Annotated in this window: 18 protein-coding genes; 6 read left to right on the top strand and 12 right to left on the bottom strand. The window is 43.4% G+C overall.

The window, feature by feature from the left end; translation table 11 throughout:
- Positions 1 to 115: 115 nt before the first annotated feature.
- The 6 genes from IDJ75_RS11940 to IDJ75_RS11915 form a co-directional block, all read right to left on the bottom strand.
- Positions 116 to 2,788, bottom strand: coding sequence for a TonB-dependent receptor (locus IDJ75_RS11940; RefSeq protein ID WP_191175847.1), 2,673 nt, complete (start codon positions 2,786 to 2,788; stop codon positions 116 to 118).
- On the bottom strand, positions 2,785 to 3,717 hold the full coding sequence (locus tag IDJ75_RS11935; protein ID WP_191175846.1) for a GLPGLI family protein: 933 nt from the start codon (positions 3,715 to 3,717) through the stop codon (positions 2,785 to 2,787). Before IDJ75_RS11935 ends, IDJ75_RS11940 begins: the two co-directional genes overlap by 4 nt.
- Before the next feature lie 131 nt (positions 3,718 to 3,848).
- Complete coding sequence (locus tag IDJ75_RS11930; RefSeq protein ID WP_191175845.1) at positions 3,849 to 4,517, bottom strand: RDD family protein; 669 nt, start codon at positions 4,515 to 4,517, stop codon at positions 3,849 to 3,851.
- Positions 4,518 to 4,563: 46 nt separating this feature from the next.
- The gene (locus IDJ75_RS11925) at positions 4,564 to 5,565 is read right to left on the bottom strand and encodes a LiaI-LiaF-like domain-containing protein (RefSeq protein ID WP_191175844.1); all 1,002 of its coding nucleotides are present in this window, start codon (positions 5,563 to 5,565) and stop codon (positions 4,564 to 4,566) included.
- Positions 5,566 to 5,567: 2 nt separating this feature from the next.
- The gene (locus tag IDJ75_RS11920) at positions 5,568 to 6,182 is read right to left on the bottom strand and encodes a PspC domain-containing protein (protein ID WP_191175843.1); all 615 of its coding nucleotides are present in this window, start codon (positions 6,180 to 6,182) and stop codon (positions 5,568 to 5,570) included.
- 26 nt (positions 6,183 to 6,208) lie between these two features.
- Positions 6,209 to 6,922: an SDR family oxidoreductase gene (locus IDJ75_RS11915; protein ID WP_191175842.1), complete on the bottom strand. Its 714-nt coding sequence runs from the start codon at positions 6,920 to 6,922 to the stop codon at positions 6,209 to 6,211.
- A gap of 94 nt (positions 6,923 to 7,016) precedes the next feature.
- Between IDJ75_RS11915 and IDJ75_RS11910 the strand changes: the two genes are divergently transcribed.
- From IDJ75_RS11910 to IDJ75_RS11890, 5 genes are all read left to right on the top strand, one after another.
- Positions 7,017 to 7,748 carry an MlaE family ABC transporter permease gene (locus IDJ75_RS11910; RefSeq protein WP_191175841.1) on the top strand — a complete coding sequence of 244 codons (732 nt, stop codon included), beginning with the start codon at positions 7,017 to 7,019 and terminating at the stop codon, positions 7,746 to 7,748.
- Positions 7,745 to 8,497 (top strand): ABC transporter ATP-binding protein, encoded by a 753-nt coding sequence (locus tag IDJ75_RS11905; RefSeq protein ID WP_191175840.1) that lies wholly within the window; start codon positions 7,745 to 7,747, stop codon positions 8,495 to 8,497. Before IDJ75_RS11910 ends, IDJ75_RS11905 begins: the two co-directional genes overlap by 4 nt.
- Positions 8,498 to 8,608: 111 nt before the next feature.
- The gene (locus IDJ75_RS11900) at positions 8,609 to 9,496 is read left to right on the top strand and encodes a class I SAM-dependent methyltransferase (RefSeq protein ID WP_191175839.1); all 888 of its coding nucleotides are present in this window, start codon (positions 8,609 to 8,611) and stop codon (positions 9,494 to 9,496) included.
- 68 nt (positions 9,497 to 9,564) lie between these two features.
- Positions 9,565 to 10,629: a hypothetical protein gene (locus tag IDJ75_RS11895; RefSeq protein ID WP_191175838.1), complete on the top strand. Its 1,065-nt coding sequence runs from the start codon at positions 9,565 to 9,567 to the stop codon at positions 10,627 to 10,629.
- Between the two features lie 122 nt (positions 10,630 to 10,751).
- On the top strand, positions 10,752 to 11,714 hold the full coding sequence (locus tag IDJ75_RS11890) for a Gfo/Idh/MocA family protein (RefSeq protein ID WP_191175837.1): 963 nt from the start codon (positions 10,752 to 10,754) through the stop codon (positions 11,712 to 11,714).
- Positions 11,715 to 11,879: 165 nt separating this feature from the next.
- Here IDJ75_RS11890 and lepB read toward each other — a convergent pair whose 3' ends face one another.
- From lepB to IDJ75_RS11865, 5 genes are read right to left on the bottom strand one after another with little or no spacing between them, the layout of a single operon-like run.
- Entirely contained in the window at positions 11,880 to 13,016 is a 1,137-nt protein-coding gene (gene lepB, locus IDJ75_RS11885; protein WP_191175836.1) for a signal peptidase I, read from the bottom strand.
- Between the two features lie 30 nt (positions 13,017 to 13,046).
- Positions 13,047 to 13,796 (bottom strand): 4-hydroxy-tetrahydrodipicolinate reductase, encoded by a 750-nt coding sequence (gene dapB, locus IDJ75_RS11880; protein ID WP_191175835.1) that lies wholly within the window; start codon positions 13,794 to 13,796, stop codon positions 13,047 to 13,049.
- A gap of 36 nt (positions 13,797 to 13,832) precedes the next feature.
- Positions 13,833 to 14,528: a DUF5683 domain-containing protein gene (locus IDJ75_RS11875; protein WP_191175834.1), complete on the bottom strand. Its 696-nt coding sequence runs from the start codon at positions 14,526 to 14,528 to the stop codon at positions 13,833 to 13,835.
- 32 nt (positions 14,529 to 14,560) lie between these two features.
- The gene (locus tag IDJ75_RS11870) at positions 14,561 to 15,484 is read right to left on the bottom strand and encodes a ParB/RepB/Spo0J family partition protein (protein ID WP_191175833.1); all 924 of its coding nucleotides are present in this window, start codon (positions 15,482 to 15,484) and stop codon (positions 14,561 to 14,563) included.
- A gap of 7 nt (positions 15,485 to 15,491) precedes the next feature.
- Positions 15,492 to 16,295 (bottom strand): ParA family protein, encoded by an 804-nt coding sequence (locus tag IDJ75_RS11865; RefSeq protein ID WP_191175832.1) that lies wholly within the window; start codon positions 16,293 to 16,295, stop codon positions 15,492 to 15,494.
- Between the two features lie 280 nt (positions 16,296 to 16,575).
- On the opposite strand from IDJ75_RS11865, the gene IDJ75_RS11860 reads away from it, so the two are divergent.
- Positions 16,576 to 17,097, top strand: coding sequence for an NADPH-dependent FMN reductase (locus IDJ75_RS11860; RefSeq protein WP_191175831.1), 522 nt, complete (start codon positions 16,576 to 16,578; stop codon positions 17,095 to 17,097).
- 1 nt (position 17,098) lies between these two features.
- Here IDJ75_RS11860 and IDJ75_RS11855 read toward each other — a convergent pair whose 3' ends face one another.
- Positions 17,099 to 19,039 carry a gliding motility-associated C-terminal domain-containing protein gene (locus IDJ75_RS11855; RefSeq protein WP_191175830.1) on the bottom strand — a complete coding sequence of 647 codons (1,941 nt, stop codon included), beginning with the start codon at positions 19,037 to 19,039 and terminating at the stop codon, positions 17,099 to 17,101.
- Between the last annotated feature and the right edge of the window lie 60 nt (positions 19,040 to 19,099).

The following is a 19,099-nucleotide window of genomic DNA, read 5'->3' as shown; positions in this document are numbered from 1 at the left end:
ATGCTTAACCGTCTGGCATGCGTCACTGCCCATCTGGAGATTGCTTCGTACCTCGCAATGACGGTTTGGTTAGATATGCCAGGATGCCACTCACAACTTAACTACTCACCACTCACTAAAGATTAAATGTCACCTTAGCCAGTAAAAACCTGCCGGGTATGGTGTATGAACTGCTGGTAAATGTATTTGCCGATAAATACAGGGCGCTATACGTTTTGGTATTGAACAGGTTTTGTGCGCTTATCTCTATATCTGCTTTTATTTTATTGAATTTGTAGCGCATAGATGCATCTGCAAAAACGTATTTCAAGTCGTTAGACTGCTGCTGGTGGGTGTAGTAATGATCGGCAGAGGCACTCAGGAACAGGTTACCCAACGGGTTATAATTTACCACTCCCTGCTGTATCAACCGCTCAAACTTGCTTTTTTGCGCTACTACGGATGAGCTGCTGGTTGTTTGGCTATAATTGGCCTTGTAGGTAAAGTTTACTTTATCGCTCACCTTGGTATCAGCACCTACACTATAAACGGTTGAAATGGTATTATAAGGCAGGATGATGTTATTCTGAATTTGATTTAGTTTGGTAGTTTGTACCGATACACCCGCACTCAGCGTGGTACGCAGGCTAAAGGCATACTTACTCATGTAGCCGCTCCCCACCCACGAATCCATATTATTATCAAACGGCAGCACAATACGCTGCTGTATATTATTGGTTAATATGCTTGATGAAATGTTGTTGGCATTCATGTGCGTGTAGCCTGCATTTACACTAAAAAAGAACAGCGTAATAGCCTTGCGGTAATTAAAGCCCAGGTTGGCCGATTGCGTTTTACGCTCGGTAAGGTCGGCATTATTGGCGTATAGTGAACGGTAATTTTGCAGGATATAGCCATTGTAAACGCCCTGTATATTACCAATATCATTACGGAAATTATAGCCTAACGAAACATAGTTTTCTACACTGGTTTGGTATTTTACCGATGCACGCGGGTTAAAATATAACCGGGTAAGGTCCTTATTCAGGCCATAATAACTATCCTTATAACTGATCTGCTGCAAATTTATTGGTAACGAAACAGTCAGCTTTAGTTTATCTCCCGGGATATCAAACCCCGCCTCGGCATACACCTTACGGCGCTGCCAGTGGAGGTTGTTCACCGCACTGTCTGACACCAGGTTAACAGAATTATCCAGCTGGGTTACATTCAGTGCCGATTGCAACTTTTGCGACTGGATGCTAAACCCGGCCTTATAACTCTGGGTCATTAAGTTCCCGGGGATCTTATAGCTCACATAGTTATTGGTAAACCACGATGGTATATCAACTGTTTGGGTTAGCTGCTTGTATACAACGTTATTATTAAAAATATCAGGGTTCAAGCCGGGGTCTATCACGCGGTTCTCGGGCTCGGTGCTGCGGTTAAGGTAACTGTAAACCTCGATGATCTTGTTGCCTTTAAAGGTATTCATCAGGTTAAACTCGTTAGACAGATCCATCAAATTATCCTTAAAAACCTGGTTAACAGGCGTACCGTTTGTGTTGAGCGCCGAGTACCCGGTATTGCGGCTATAGTCGGCAATAAAATTATTGTTCAGGTAGTATTTATCCTTGTTTACATTTAACGCAAGCTGGCTATGCAAAATATCCGGCCTGCGCCTGTTGTTTTGCACCTCGGCGTACCTTATGGTATCATTAGGCAAATAATACTCGCTTAACTTGGTGTAGCTCTGTTTCTGATTATCGTGCAGGTACGATACATTGGCACGCAACTGTACATCCTTCTTCAGGTTAACCAAGTTATTTAAATTTAAGATGCCCGATTGATTGAACAGGTAGCGGTTACGCGGCAGATCAGGATCGCCGGCGGTGCCTAACGAAAGCACCGTGCCGGGTTTGTCATTATCCAGCCTTGACAGGTAGCTTGATAAATTGTGCGAGATAAGATCATTTGCCACATCATTACTGGTGTTATTGGCTTTAAAGTAGTTGATGCCCTTGTATTTGTCCTTAAACATCATGGCGTTTAGGTCGGCGTAGTACTTATCAGGCAACCCACCGCCAACGGTTTCCTGCCCGACCCATTGCATTTTGGCATCTTTTTTCATGGTGAGGTTAAGGGCTACATCCTCGCTTACTACTTTATCTTTCAGCATTTTTACAGGCTGATGGTTTTCCATTACCTGTACTTTGTCAACCACGCCATTAGGGATGCTGTTGGTGGCAATGTTATACTTATCATCCAGTAAATTATCGCCGCCTATGTACAGGTTAGATATGGCCTTACCATTGTAACTGATCTTGCCATCTTTGGCAACATCAATACCCGGTAGTTTTTTGATCACATCGCCAATAACCCTATCCTGCGGGCTGCTAAAGTCTGACACCTTGTAATCAGTTGTATCGCCATGCACACGCAGGCGGGGCCGGTTATCCTTAATAGTTACCGTTTGCAACTGGTTAATAGCTTTGGTAAGCTTAAAATCATAAGCGGCGGTTACTGATGCAACCTGTTTACTTTGTTTGCTAAACCCAACACAGCTTACTTCAATTGCCAGTCCGCTTTTATCGGCATCAGCGGGGATCTGTAGTATATAACTCCCCTTATTATCGCTGCTGGTGTAGGCAATAATTAAATTGCTGCTGTTTTTAAGATTAATGCTGGCGTATGATATAGCCTTGCCCAGGCTATCGGTAACCGTACCTTTAAGGCTTTGGGCAAAGCCCGCGGCAGAGCACAGCATACAAATAATGAATGCCGTGTTCAGTTTGTATATCCGGCTCATTTTTTCTCAGGCAGTTCTAACGGGTTGTTGATAACCGGGCCTGACGAAACCTGAATTTTATCTTTAGAGCCGCCGGGAGCCACCTTAAAGCTTGCGCCCGAGCCGGCCAATGCCGATTGCATAAACGCCTGCGGGTCTTTTTTCATGGCGTCCTTTAGGTTGGTAAACTCTTTTTCGCTGGCCTTGATACCTGTTGAGGGCAGTGCAATTACAGACGGGTCGTCGGTATCATCGCCCACGCCAACTATCTTTACAATAGCACCACCGCTTTGTATGGTACCGGGCTCGCTGCCTGGCGCGGGCTTTTCCAGCTTATCGGCGTTATCCAATCCGTCAAACTTAAACACCACCTGTTTTTTGGCATCATAAGCCTCTACAATTAAACCCGGCAAACCCATTAATTTCCACGGCCCGCTATGAAAGGGCAGATCGGGACAGAACCATGCGGTGTAATCGCGGCCGGCAAAATGGCCGGTAGCCTTTTGGCACTTTAAGCCCGAAAAACTTGCCGTATCTTTGGTTATGCTCCATTTAATAACCGGCATGGGCTCTTCTATAAGATAGTTATTTACCAGCTTTTCTTTTCTGATGAATTTCTTCTGTTCGGCAAATGTAAAGTACTCGGTATTGCTGGCCCGGCCGCCTTTAATCCTTATATTGATAGTGCCACCGCCACTTGTGGCAACCTGCTCTGCCACTTGTTTACGCATCATGGCATCCTGCGTTTTGCGGTCAAAGCTTTTATAAACGCTTGCGCTCCTGCCTAAAAACAGCACCATGTTCTCAGTATAAATATCATCGGGTTTGGTGGTATCGCGCAGGTGCGAAAACTTATAATGGGCTACCGCTCTGGTGCTATCGGTTTTTTGCGCTTTTGCAATTGTAGCTATAAGGCACACGCCTAAAAATAAAGTAATTAGTTTTTTCATAACTGTGATATATCTTTAAACTTAAGGTTGATTAATAATACATCACAAACATAACTAATAAATTAGTCATTCTACGAATAATTCGTAGAATTAACACTTTTTAACAATTATTTGCGGATAAAGGGAGAGGGTTATCCGTCGAGCCGGTCCTTAATCACCAGGGTTTCGGCAAGCATATCATGCAGGCATTGCTGTTTTTTAGTGAAAAAACACATCAGGTATCCAATAAAGAAAGTGGCTACACACAGGTATTTGCCCAGGTTACGCCCTAATGCCTGCGAGGTGGTTATCTGTTCGCCATAAATATCACATACGCGGATCTTCATGAGTTGCTTGCCAATTGTACCCCGTTTGGGGCTACTTTCCATTTTTATATTGTAAACGAGTTTGGCAATGGGTGTAAGTGCCACAATGCCTATGGTAATACCAATGCGAATCATCTTATTATCATCGCCGGGGAGGGCCAACAGCAATATAAGCATTACTACAAAGGCCGCCAACACAAATGCTGCTAAAACAATCAGCCAGTCTATAACAGCGGCGGTTGCGCGCTGGTCAAAACTACCGAAGTATTGCATGGGTAAAGGCCTCCTGCTAAAGCCAAATAGCTGCCTTAAAGCAGCTATTTCATGCGCTTCTTTGTAATCGTCCATCGCCGGATTTTTTACAAAGTCGCTGGGTTTAATTTTATGCTCCCGCAATTGTTCAATACTGAACGGCCCCTCAGGCTTACCATTGATGACCATGATATATTGGTCGTTAGCAGTAGGTTCAGAAATTAAATTGCCGGATGGTTGCATGATCTTCAAATTTAAGCATTGTGCAACCCATCCGGCAATAAAACAATTAATATTTAATTACTTTAAAATCAGATATACCGCCTTTTAAGTGTATAACTATTTTGTTTGTAGCAGCGCCAAAGCCCTGGGTTTCGTATGTATTATCCGCTTTTTTATCAAACCCGTCAAACTCTGTTGATGACAGGCCCGAGTCTGATGTGATACGGCATGCTGCGTTTGCAGGCACTTTTATCTCAACCTCTGATACGCCTGTTGATACTTCAACATTAGTTTCGGCAACAGGCTGGCCAAGTTTAACATGGAATGATGCTGCACCACCATTGATGATCAAATTCCTGATCTTAAATGGTGCCAGATCAAAATCAAGTTCGGTTGCGCCTGCTTTTACATTAATATCCCATTGCGGGTTTGTATTTAGTTTAATGGTTGCTGAGTTACCCTTATCAGTATCCCACTGGATATGGCCTTTTTTATCTTTCATGTGCAGGTCAAGCACTGGTACGGTGCCTTCCATAGTATGTGTATATTCATACCTGTTGTAACGCTCGCGGGTAGTTGCTGTAAAAAGTTGGTTGGTAGTATCTTTTAAAGTATATAAAGTACCGCCTCCGCTGATGTTAAGTTTGGCTACTGTTGCGGTTGCCGAATATGGCTCGGTGTAGGTGCTGCTGCCTTCAACTTTTACAATGCCGGTGCTATCGCTATCATTGTCATCATCGTCGTTGTCATCGTAGTCGCCGCCATCATTTTTGTACCAGCCCTTGTCATTAAAATGCCAATTGCCGCCGAAAGGAGAAAACCAGCGGTTTTCGAAATGCCCAAATACTAATAAGCCAAAACCCAGTATAACTACCCCTACTTTAAGGGCTGTAGCCCAGGGTGCCCTATTGTTGGCAAATACCAGGTTTACACCACCCATTATCAAAAACATGGGCCATAGGTGCCATAAATTGCCCCAGCGAAAATCTATTACATGATAATTATCTAACAGGAACACGGTTCCTAACAGAACCAGGATCAGGCCCGGTATAATTTTTTCGTATTTCATGATTATATAGTTGGAGTGTTATCGTTTGGTTTATCTTCTGTTGTATCGGTTTTGGTATCGGCGCTAAAGTCGGCCTGCTTTTTATCTTTATCGGCATGCCAGCCTTCTTTTTCCCATGGCTGTTTTTTTGTACTAAATAATAAAGTTAAACCAACTGCTACCAATACTACAGGCCATAGTTTTTCAAAGTCCCAATCGGGGATAAAGTCGAACTGGTCAAGTAAAAATATAGATCCAAGTGCTATCAATATCACTCCGAATATTACACCCGAGTTTGATGTTTTTTTAACCGGAGGGTACTGACCAAACGGCTGGCCCACTGTATGCGGAGGCGGCACGGTATAATCAACCTTTACATCGCCAAAAGGCTGGCCATATTTAGGGTTAAACCCGGGTGTAAAGCCCGGTTGGTAGGTAGGGTCGGTATAATTGAACGGTTTTTTTGGCAATACTATCCACAATACAATGTATGGCAGTATACCTATACCTTTTAAAAATACAGCCAGTACAAATATTACCCGTACTACTGATACATCAACGCCGAAGTAATCGGCTAAGCCTGCACAAACACCGCCAACTGTTTTGCGTTGTTCGTCTCTGTAAAGTTTCTTTTCCATTATCTTTTAGTTTAAGTGTTTGGTTACTATATCTGGCCCGGTGCAGGTTTTATTATCAGTTCGTCAACATTTGCACCGGCGCTCATATTTAATATGTTTGTTATTGCCGATGCTACATCCTCCGGGAGCACCATTGTGTTTTTGTCAACCTCAATGCCTTTCCAGGAATCTGTTAATGTTGACCCCGGGATTATTGCTGTTACTTTAACACCTTGTCCCTGCATTTCGAGCCTCATTACCTTATTAAGACCTAATAACGCATACTTAGTTACACTGTATACACCCGCCTCTGCTATGGGGTTTAGGGCTGCTACAGAGCATATGTTGAAAATATGCCCTTTACCGACCGAAACCATACTTTTACCGAAGAAACGGTACAGTTCATAGGATGGCATCAGGTTGGTATCTATCTGTTTTTGGAAAGAATCTCCGCTATCATTAAGTATAGAAACATGCTTGTACATACCCACATTATTCACAATAATGTCGACGAACCCCAGCTTTTTCTCGGTGAATGCGGCAAAATTTATCACCTCATCGCGCTTACTGCAATCGGCAAGCAGGGTAACAACTGTAATTTGAGGGTTAATTTTATGCAGCTCCTGTTTAAAATCAGATAATTCTTGCTCGTTACGAGAACAAATCGACAGGTTTATTCCTTGTTTAGCAAAAGCAATTGAAACAGCGCGGCCAATGCCTTTGGTTGCTCCGGTTATAAGGGCGTTTTTAGTTTGTATCATACAATAAATATCTAATTAAATTAAGTGAATTAGAACAGGCAATATAGCCTTAATATTAAAAAATGTATTTTTAACCGAATTTCACAATTAGCAGATGTTTCAAAGTTTAGGAAAATATATACTATTACTGGGTTTAAGTTTTAAAAGGCCGGAAAAATTTAAGGTTTATTGGGCCGAGGTAATGCGCGAAATGGTATCGGTAGGTATCGGCTCGTTGGGCATTATCAGCATTATATCGATATTTATTGGCGCGGCCACCACTATACAGGTAGCCTTCCAACTGGCAAGCCCCTTGGTGCCGCTTAGTATCGCCGGTAAAATATCGCGCGACTCCAACATCCTGGAGTTTAGCCCAACCATATCATCACTGGTACTGGCGGGACGTGTGGGCTCAAACTTTGCATCAAATATTGGTACCATGCGGGTAACCGAGCAAATTGATGCCCTGGAGATAATGGGTGTTAACGCGCCGGGTTATTTAATAGCCCCTAAAATATTAGCCTCTATTACCATGGTGCCGTTGCTGGTAATTATATCCATAACACTGGGTATAACAGGCGGTTACATTGCCTGCCTTGCCGGTAGCGAAATTACCCCATCTGATTATATTGCCGGTGTAGTTGATGGCTTTGATGGCCTTACCATACGTGTAGCGCTGGTTAAAGCTACCGTTTTTGGTTTCCTGATAGCATCAATATGCTCATACCAGGGTTTTTATACATCAGGCGGTGCACTTGAAGTTGGGCAATCGGCTACACGCGGTGTAGTTTACAGTTGCGTTATGATACTATTTGCCGACCTTGTAATAACACGTTTGATGCTATGATCGAGATCAAAGATATTTATAAGACCTTTGGTGATAATGAGGTACTTAAAGGCATTAGCGCTACTTTCCAAACCGGTAAAAACAACCTTATTATTGGGGGCTCGGGCTCGGGTAAAACAACGTTGCTAAAATGTATTGTGGGCCTGCACGAGCCTACAAAAGGCAAGGTATTTTTTGAGAATGAGAACTTTACCGATATGGATTTTACTGCACGTGTGCCTATCCGTACACAAATAGGGATGCTTTTCCAAAACTCGGCCCTGTTTGATAGCATGACGGTTGAAGAGAACATTATGTTCCCGCTTAACCTGTTCACCAATCAATCAATAGCCGAAAAACGCGACCGGGCCAACTTTTGCCTGGAAAGGGTTAACCTTAAAGATAAAAACAAGCTTTACCCGGCAGAATTATCAGGCGGGATGAAAAAACGTGTGGGTATAGCCCGCGCCATATCCATGCAGCCAAAGTTTTTGTTTGTGGATGAACCAAACTCCGGGCTCGATCCAAAAACTTCCATCCTGATTGATGAACTGATTGCCGACCTTACTGTTGAATATGATATGACCACGGTTGTAGTAACACATGATATGAACTCGGTAATGGGTATTGGCGACCATATCATATTTTTACACCAGGGCCAAAAATGGTGGGAAGGCAGCAATAAAGAAATTGCCAAAACCGATAATAAAGAACTAAACGACTTCGTATTCGCCAGCAAGTTTATGCAGGCAGCAAGGGAGAAGCTGTAGTTATGTTAGTATTGAGTAGCAAGTATCAAGTAATTATACACGGCATTGACGCCTAAAATTCTGATATTTGTAAAATCTTGATACTTGATACTAACTACTTGATACTTTAAAATGATCCAACTGCTTACCCCAACCCACTGGAAAGATTACGAGCTGATTGATTGCGGCGATTTTGAAAAACTGGAGAGGTTTGGCAATACTATATTAATACGGCCCGAGCCACAAGCTGTTTGGAGCAAGGCACTTAGCCCTGCCGAATGGCAGCGCCTGCACCATATAAAATTTAAAGGCCGCAGCGCAACCGCGGGCGATTGGGTAAAGAAAGACCCTAAAACGCCCGATCGCTGGCACATTGAATACAAGAACAACGATGTAGCTATAAAATTCCGTCTGGGGTTAACGTCGTTTAAGCACCTGGGTATTTTCCCTGAGCAGGCCGTTAACTGGGATTATATATCAGGCAACATCAAAAAGTTTAAAACACTAACACCAAAGGTGCTTAACCTGTTTGCCTATACCGGCGGAGCATCGTTAATTGCCAAAGCGGCAGGTGCCGATACCACGCACGTTGATTCTATTAAACAAGTAGTTACCTGGGCCAACGAAAACCAGGAGTTATCGGGGTTAAAGGATATCCGCTGGATGGTTGAGGATGCCCTGAAGTTTGTAAAGCGCGAGGTAAAGCGCGGTAAAACCTACAACGGCATCATCCTTGACCCGCCCGCTTACGGCAACGGGCCCAATGGCGAAAAGTGGAAACTGGAAGATAACATCAACGAGATGATGAGCGATGTAATGCAGTTGCTTGATCCGGAAGAACACTTCCTGATACTCAATACTTACTCACTTGGTTTTTCATCGGTAATTATTGAAAACCTGATCAAAAACGCGTACCCTAAAGTTGAAAACCTGGAAATTGGCGAATTATACCTGCAGGCTACAGCAGGCTCTAAATTGCCGCTGGGCGTATTTGGTAAATTTTATAAAAATAAAAGCTAACCGGATACAATAATTATATTAACAAGCATTATATTTAACCACACACACTCAAATACCTCCATCTATCTATGAAATTAAAAAGCGTATTTTTCTCAGCACTGATCGTATTAGGTTCGGTAGCATTATTACCTGCTTGCAAAAGCAACAGTGGCGGTAAAACAGCAGATAAAAAAGCCGGCGATACCACCGCAAAAGCCAAAGGCGAAGAAGCCGATACCCTAAGCGTTGTAAAATCATCTTACCCGCCGGTTGATAAAAAACTGTACGATTCGTTACTGAAATTTAACGCCCATACTGATACCAGCGGCAGATGGCCGGTAAAAAATCAGCCTTACCCGGTGGGTGGCGCTATTTTGCCATTTAAGCGTGTGGTATCTTTTTACGGTAACCTATACTCTAAAAAAATGGGCATCCTTGGCGAATTGCCGCCAAACGAAATGCTTGCCAAACTAAAGGGCGAAGTAAAGAACTGGGAAAAAGCCGACCCTAAAACGCCTGTACAACCTGCCTTACACTACATAGCCGTAGTTGCGCAGGGCGATGGTGGTAAAGATGGCAAATACCGTTACCGCATGCCGTTTAAACAAATTGACAGCGTATTGGTACTGGCTAAAAAAGCACATGCTATTGTGTTTTTAGATGTGCAGGTAGCCTTAAGCACCATACAGGCTGAGTTGCCTTTATTTGAAAAATACCTAAAAATGCCACAGGTGCACTTTGGTATGGACCCTGAGTTTTCCATGAAGGATGGCAGCAAACCGGGTAAAAAAATTGGCACCTATGATGCTGCCGACGTTAACTACGTATCGGGCTACTTAGCCAACATTGTTAAAAAGAACGGCCTGCCGCCAAAAATTTTGATAGTACACCGTTTTACAAAGAAAATGGTAACCAACTATAAAAATATAAAATTGCGCCCCGAGGTACAGGTGGTGATGGATATGGACGGCTGGGGCGAACCCGACCTGAAAACCGGCACCTACCGTTACTTTATTAACCAGGAGCCGGTACAGTTCACAGGCTTTAAATTGTTCTATAAAAACGACATTAAGAAAGCACCTCATCACATGTTAACACCACAAGAGGTATTATCAAGATACAGCCCGTACCCAATTTATATCCAATACCAATAACAAGTCGAAAGTCTTTAGTCAGAAAAGCCTTAAGTTGAAATATCAGCTTAAGGCTTTTTTATTGGAAACTAAATCGCATTTTTAACTTCTGACTAAAGGCTCTGGACTTAAGACTTTATACTATGACCAAATGGGGCATCATTGGCTGCGGGCGTATTGCGCACCGTTTTATGCAAGGCTTAAACGCACTGCATGGCAATGTGCTGGCTGCTGCTTATTCGCGCAGAATAGAGACCGTAGAGGCCTTTATTAACCAATATGGCGGCAAAGCCTGCAATAGCGCTGATGAATTGCTTGCAAGCGACATAGATGCCGTTTACATAGCCACCCTGCCCGATACCCATGCGGCTTATACCATAAAAGCCTTTAATGCCGGTAAACCTGTATTGTGCGAAAAACCCGCTACCCTGAACCTGCCGCAACTACAGGAAGTGCTTGACATAGCCAAGGCAAAAAATATTTTGTTTATGGAGGGCATGAAACCGCCCTTTTACCCGCTTTATAAGAAATTAAAGAAATATTTAGCCGTAGACCCGATAGGCCCGGTGGGGTATGTACGGGCGGGTTCATCCGTTGCAGATATCAGCTGCGACCACCCAAATTTTAGCCATGCACTTGCAGGCGGCGCTTTAATGCAGATAGGTATTTACGAAGCTTTTTTAGCCATAGACTGGCTGGGCAATACCGAAGAAGTACAGGCCATGGGCCGCTTCAGCGGGATGGAAATAGATATGTTCAGTATTTTTCAAACCAGGCACCAAAATGGATATGCCCAGTTGTATGGCGGTTTCGATCTGCATGGCAAGGGTGATGCTTTAATTTGTGGCACCATCGGCCATGTCACCATCCACAAAAACTGGTGGAACCCGGCAAAAGCTACCATCAGCTATCTTGATGGCCGCACCGTAGAAATTGATGAACCATTTACAGCCGGAGGTTTAAATTACGAAATAGCCCATTTTGTGGAGTTATTAAAAGCCGGCAAAACTGAAAGCCCTGTTATTACACATGAAATGTCTCGCCAGATGATCAAAATGATTGATAACGCAAGGGGGATTGTTGGGTTAAAGTACATTGGGGAATAGGTAATACTCTCTCCACGCGTCATTGAGCGTAGCGTAGCAATCTTCGATAGAAAAGTCGGCGATAAGCATGTCGAAGATTGCCACGTCGCTACGCTCCTCGCAATGACGCGTGGGTTATAAAAAAAGCCCCACTCTACAAATGGGGCTTCAATATCCTAAGGGAAATTAGTGTATGCCCATAAACAACCTGCTCCAGCGAATTTTGCTGAAGAACGATGCATTATCATCCCAGCTCATCCATACAAACAGGGCTTTACCTACTATATGATCTTCGGGCACAAAACCCCAGTAGCGCGAATCGGCGCTATCATGGCGGTTATCGCCCATCATCCAGTAGTAATTCATTTTAAAGGTATAGGTAGCAGCCTCTTTATCATTGATAAATACCTTGCCATCTTTAATCTGCAGCTTATTACCCTCGTACACTTCAATTGCACGGCCGTAAACAGGCATGGTTAAACTATCAAGCTTTACTGTCCAGCCTTTTTTAGGGATGATGATAGGGCCGTAGTTATCAACATTCCAGTCAAAATCTTTATTCGTAGCGTAAAGCTTGTATTTGGGATACGCTGCCGGGAACACCGGGTTCATCGGATCGGCAATACCGGCAGGTTTATAATTTGGTGTAATAGCCTTTATGTTTGAATAAGCTTTCAATTTTAAAGCACTCTCCTTGGTCATGGTAGGAGCGCCAACATTATCATATAACGACACATTAAGATCTGAGTAGATCTGCGGGTTTATGTCCGTTCCGTTAGTGGTAACCGTATAGTCAGTTTGTTCGCCCGGAGGGTTTGGTGCGGCTTTGCCATTTACATATACCTGTGCATTAATGAGGCTAATTGTATCGCCGGGCGCACCCTGGCAGCGTTTAATATAATTCTCCCGTTTATCAACCGGCCTGAAATAGGGCGAGTCGGCCTCCATAGGGTAGTTAAACACAACCACATCTCCTTTTTTAACTTCGCTTAAACCGGGTAAACGATAGTAGGGCAATTTAACACCATCCCAATAAGCCTTGGTACCTAATATTGGCATAGTATGATGCGCAAAAGGGAAGGCAATTGGCGTCATAGGGGTGCGGGCACCATAGTTAACCTTGCTTACAAACAAAAAATCGCCCACTAAAAGCGAGCGCTCCATTGATGGGGTTGGTATGGTGTACGCCTCTATAAAAAGTGTGCGGATAAGGGTTGCGGCAACAACAGCAAAGATGATAGCATCAGTCCATTCGCGGGCTGCGCTCTTTTTTTTCTTTGCTTTATCCTTAGATTTATTTTTATTCCAGAATTTCCAGTTCATTACTTAATTATTGGGGCAGTAAATTAATTACTATTTATTAAAATCAAACATATCTTCAACCGAATAAAAGCCTTTTTTATCTTTTACCCATTCGGCAGCAAGTACGGCGCCTAATGCAAACCCGTTACGGTTGTGGGCTGTGTGCTTAAATTCAATGGTATCTATTTCAGAATCGTAAATTACGGTGTGGGTGCCGGGTACGTTCTCGATACGTAATGATTCGATAAGCACTTCGTTAGTGGCAACAACTTCATCGTCGGGCTTGTCATCGCTTACCAAAACGTTCTTCCATTCTTTTTTGCTGTCAAGGTTTTCTATGATCCCCTCGGCAATAGTAATGGCGGTACCGCTTGGCGAATCGAGCTTTTGCGTGTGGTGGATCTCTTCTACCTGTACATCATAGTACGGGTAGTTATTCATCAGCCGGGCCAGTATTTTGTTTACGTGGAAAAATATATTAACCCCAACGCTAAAGTTGGTAGCATGTATCAGCGATCCTCCGTGGTATTCGCATTGTTCTTTTATCTGCGCAATTTCGTGGTGCCAGCCTGTGGTACCAACAACAACAGGCACGCCTGCCTTAAAGCATTTTTCAATATTCCCTAAAACGGTTGATGGGGTGCTGAACTCGATGGCCACGTCGGCTTTCTGAAGGTTTTCCTCGGTCAGTTCGTCAAGGTTGCTGTAATCTATTTTTAATACAATTTCGTGCTTACGATCGTGGGCTATCTTCTCGATTATTTTGCCCATTTTTCCGTAACCTAACAACGCTATTTTCATTGATAAAATTTATTAGCTAAATGCTTTGTATTTATTTTAAAGCGTAAAGGTAATTTTTATCCCCGGAATAAACGCACTGTTAAAATTTGAAGCATACATAGGCTGCTGTTGCCCCCCCATTAAGGTTGGGCTAACCTTAAATGACAGGTTATTATCTACCGTATAGGCATTAATAAACTTGGCTGTAATATACGCCTCAACAGCCTGCACACCCCAAACAGCTATTACACCCAGTATGCTTATTTGAAAATTACGCTGATACCCATTTGCTGCACTTTCAAGATCAGTATTTGATACGTTGTATTGAACAACATACAAGTCATACTCTTTCTTATATTTCAGATACGATGAATAAAGCGGGTTGCTTTTTTCTGGTATCCCACCTGTCCGGGTTATTTTAGCCAGTGCAGTAAAAATCTTGTATTGCTTTTGGTTTACAATAATTGCGTTACCTAAAAAGCCCAGGCCTATATAAATTGCAGGTACTTTTAAATACCATAACTCCTTGTTATAATACTGCCCCCAACCCGGTATAAATAACGAACGTTTTACGGCAAGTTTAGGGCTATGCGTGCTATCCGGGTGGTACTCCTTCTCTTTTTTTATTTTAGGTGCAAATGATGATCGCCTAACCGTATCAATTTTTTTTACAACCGTATCGGTTTTAGCTTTGGCCGCTACGGTATCGGGCGTTTGGCCCATTGCAAAAAAGGCGAAACTTAAAAAAAGCACAGTTGTTAAAAATCGTTTAAGCATATATAGATCTACCAATCCAGCATTTCAAGTATACGGCCCAGATCGTCTTCGGATAAGAACGGAATTTCTATGCTTCCATTGCCCTGGCTATTAACTTTAAGCTTAACCTTTGTGCTAAACCTCGATGCCAGGTCATCCTCAACCTTTTGCAGCTGGTATGATAGTGTTTCGGGTTGTTTTCCTTCTTTCTTTTGAGGAGCTTTCTGAATATCCCGCCCCATCTCTTCTACCTTACGTACCGACAGTTCGTTCTTAATAATCTGCTGATGGATGTAAAGCTGAATGGTTGGGTCTTCAACCGCTAACAAAGCCTTTGCATGGCCCATAGAAATGGCGCCATCACGTAAGGATGCCTGTATGGTGGGCGGTAGTTTCAGCAATCGCAGGTAGTTGGTAACGGTAGACCGGTTTTTGCTTACGCGATCGCCCAGTTCTTCCTGCTTAAGGCTGCACTCATCTATCATCCGCTGAAAGCTCAGGGCAACCTCTATAGCATTAAGGTTTTCGCGCTGTATGTTTTCAATCAATGCCATCTCCAGCATTTGCTGGTCATTGGCCGTACGTACATAAGCGGGGATCTGGGTAAGGCCCGCCATTTTTGATGCACGCAACCTGCGCTCGCCCGATATTAACTGGTAAGCATGCGCGCTAACCTTACGTACGGTGATAGGCTGTATTAACCCTTGCAACTTTATAGAGGCTGATAGATCGGCAAGGGCCTGCTCATCAAACTCGGTACGGGGCTGAAAAGGGTTAACCTCTATCTCGCTTAATTTTATCTCGTTAACTGAGCCAAGGCTATCAAGCTCAGAAACCGAGCTCGCGTTTACCTTATCACTGGTATTAGTATTCTTATATGGAAGTACGCTTGGCGAATCGTTAAGCAATGCGCTTAGCCCTTTCCCCAGTGCGTTTCTTTTTTCTGCACTCATAATTTAATTAAGCTGTTACTGTTGTAGCCAGTTCTTCGTTACTCACCAAACCGTTCTTGCGGATTATCTCGCGGGCAAGGTTTAGATAGTTTACTGCACCCTTACAGTTTGCATCGTGCATAATTACCGATATACCAAAGCTTGGCGCCTCGCTTAAACGGGTGTTACGCTGTATAATGGTATCAAAAACCATGTCTTCAAAATGCGTACGCACCTCATCAACCACCTGGTTTGAAAGTCTTAAACGCACATCATACATGGTAAGCAATATGCCTTCTATCTGTAGCTGCGTATTCAGGCGCGATTGTACAATTTTTATCGTGTTTAATAATTTGCCCAAACCTTCTAATGCAAAATACTCGCATTGCACCGGGATGATCACAGAATCGGCAGCGGTTAAAGCGTTAATGGTAATTAAACCTAATGATGGCGAGCAATCTATGATGATAAAATCGTACTCATCGCGAATGCTCTCTAAAACCGCTTTCATTTTATACTCGCGGTTTGTAAGGTTTATCATTTCAATTTCGGCACCAACCAGGTCTATATGCGCTGGCAGCAGGTCAAGGTTTGGCGTGTCGGTCTTTTGGATGGCATCGTGCGGGTTAATATCATTGATGATACACTCGTAAATACTATTCTTAATGTTACGTGGATCGAACCCAATACCCGATGTTGAGTTAGCCTGCGGGTCGGCATCTACCAGTAAGGTCCTGTATTCCAGTACTGCTAAACTCGCGGCAAGGTTTATTGATGATGTAGTTTTCCCAACGCCACCTTTTTGATTGGCTAAAGCAATAATTTTACTCATTCTGTATCTCCAAAAAATTTATATCTGCGGTTTATTTGAAACGTAAAACAGGGTTAGAAATTTCTATGTTTGTACTGTTTATTTATCCGCCGCTAAAGATACGGATTTAAACAATTGAGAAATTAACAGTTTTGCCAACTTACAAACATTTGTGAACGGCAATTAGTGAGTTATTGATTTAGTGAATTAGTGATTTTTTTGGCTTAAAAACAGCCAGTTAAGATTAGCACAACTTACTTTTCAATCACTAATTCACCAGCTCACTCATTACTAAATAAAAATGGTCACCATCATAGCATCTACCAACCGCCCCGGAAGTTCAACCCTGCAACTTGCACAATATTATCAAAAGCAACTTGCCGCAAAGGGCATGGAAACCAACCTGCTATCGCTGGCCCAACTCCCCCCCAACTTAATTGAAACCGACCTGTATGGCAAACGCAGCGAAGCCTTCGCTCAAATCCAGGACATTATTACCGCTACTGATAAATTTTTGTTTGTAATACCCGAGTATAACGGCAGTTACCCCGGCGTTTTAAAGGTTTTTGTTGATGCGTGCAGCTTCCCCGAAAGTTTTTATGATAAGAAAGCCGCACTTGTTGGCCTCTCATCGGGCAAGTATGGCAACATACGGGGCATAGATCATTTTACGGGTGTTTGCCATTACCTTAACCTGCATGTTATGCCGCTCAAGATCCATATCGCATCTATCCGTAAAGAGATGGACAGCAATGGCAACCTTACTGCCGAAGACACGCTGCGCTACACTAACGAGCAGATGGATAAGTTCATTAAATTTTAATTTACCTTACCAGCAGCACCCAGCCCGACATATTCGGCATACCATTTTCCAGATCGATAACATAGTAGTAGGTACCAGCCGGAAGCAGGGTTCCGTTGAGTTTTCCATCCCATGGTTTACCATAACCCCGGCTTTGAAACACCTGTTTACCGTTACGGGTATAAACAGATATAGTGCTTTGCGGGTACGTTTCTAAAGCTTCAATATTCCATATATCGTTCACACCATCGTTATTGGGCGTAAATGTGCTTGGAATAACTATTTTTTGGAAAACCCTTATAAACACCTCATCTGTATTTATACCGCAGCCGTTGGCCGATGTTACTGTAAGTAAATAAGGCATATTATGCGGTGGAGTGGCAATGGGGGTTGGAGAATGCGGATCGTCCAGGTAATCAGGCGGCGACCATGAATAAGTTACGTTTCCTTCTGCGCTGCCATCAAGTTTGATGGATTGCCCCTCGAAGATCTTTTTATCGTTACCCGCATGAGCTACCGGCACATCAAGCACATTAACCTGCACCTGTGCCGTATTAAAGCAGTTAGTAATTTTATTGGTTACCGTAACAGTATACAGTGTTGAATTATCGGGACTGGCAATTGGGTTATAAACGTTTGCATCTGACAAGCCCGCAGCCGGTAACCAGCTATAAGTATATAAGCTAACATCATCTACAGATGCTGCTACTTGGATACCGTTGCCCCTGCAAACTGGCAGCACCTGGCCTACAGTAACAATGGGTTTGGGGTTAACGGTAACATCTACATTGCGGAATGTTGAGCAACCGGCAGCGGATATTACCTCTACATGGTACTGGCCTTGATTAGCTATGGTTACATGAGGTATGATAAGAGGATTCTGAGAGGTCTCAGATATCCCCGGCCCGTTCCATTTATAGGTAGCCCCTCCCGATGCTGTTAAGGTAAGTTGTTCGCCTTCGCATATTGGTGAGGCTGTAGGTGCAGGCGGGTCGGGATAGGAAGTGATATTAATGGTAACCGGATTGGAATAAGCGCGGCACTTTAAAGATGTTATATTATCCCCCTCGGCCAGGCCAATTTTGTATTGATACGCGCCGACCGGGGTATTTGCAGGAAGAACAACATCATAAAACGAATTTGTTGCCCCGGGGATGTCGCTCCATCCGGTACCATCATTTACCTGCCATTGATAACGTGGATGATCATATGCGGTTATTTGTGGTGTGGTTAAATGGTAAGTAGCCGGGCTACCCACACAAACACTTTTTTCGATAACTGATACGTCGCCCGAAAAACTCACGTGTACATCAGGCCCGCATGCCCTAAAGGCGATGTCATCCAGCAAAAGGTCGTTCCCGTTGCCGCCGGGAGCATTGTTTACTATCCTTATTACTACCTGGGTTACACCCGGTGATGTTTTAAAGAATGTACCATACTTTACCCATCCATCAGACCCGGCTGATTCTGGTATATCGCCTGTAGGATAGTTTTTTATAACAGTACCATCAAGTGATTCAATAATAAATGACAGATTGGGCTTTATATGCGAGCCATTAGGCGAAATGAGGTTCATCACATACGCCGAAAATTCATAGGTAGTCTTTTCACATAATCCCCCCGCATCCGTTGTTTGTTTAAAAAACTCTTTACCGGGGGTTTCATCGGCATTAACAATCATCATATAACCACCAGGGTCGCCGGTATGGTCACGCAAAACGGTATGCCATGCGTTTCCAAAACACGCGCTGGTATTGTTGGCTATGGTGTAGCTGCCATCGCTGGGGCAAGTACTTGAAGTGTAAGTATAACCTGTAACTATCGGTGTAGCCGTTCTTGTGGGCGAACCAAAATCCTGCGTAAATACAGGGTCGCCTAAAGTACCTGTACACACCTGCGCGCGCGCAACGGTGCCGGCAAATAATAATAGTATGAATAAAAGAAACCTCAGTTTAAATTGCATTGGGTTTGCTGAACAGGCAGCGATTTTCAAAAATATACTTTTTTGCGGGCTATTGGTGTG

It is taken from the genome of Mucilaginibacter rigui (assembly GCF_014773275.1).
Classification (GTDB): domain Bacteria; phylum Bacteroidota; class Bacteroidia; order Sphingobacteriales; family Sphingobacteriaceae; genus Mucilaginibacter; species Mucilaginibacter rigui_A.
The sequence above is the reverse complement of the archived record's forward strand: the minus strand, read 5'-3'. Positions and strand labels throughout refer to the sequence as shown.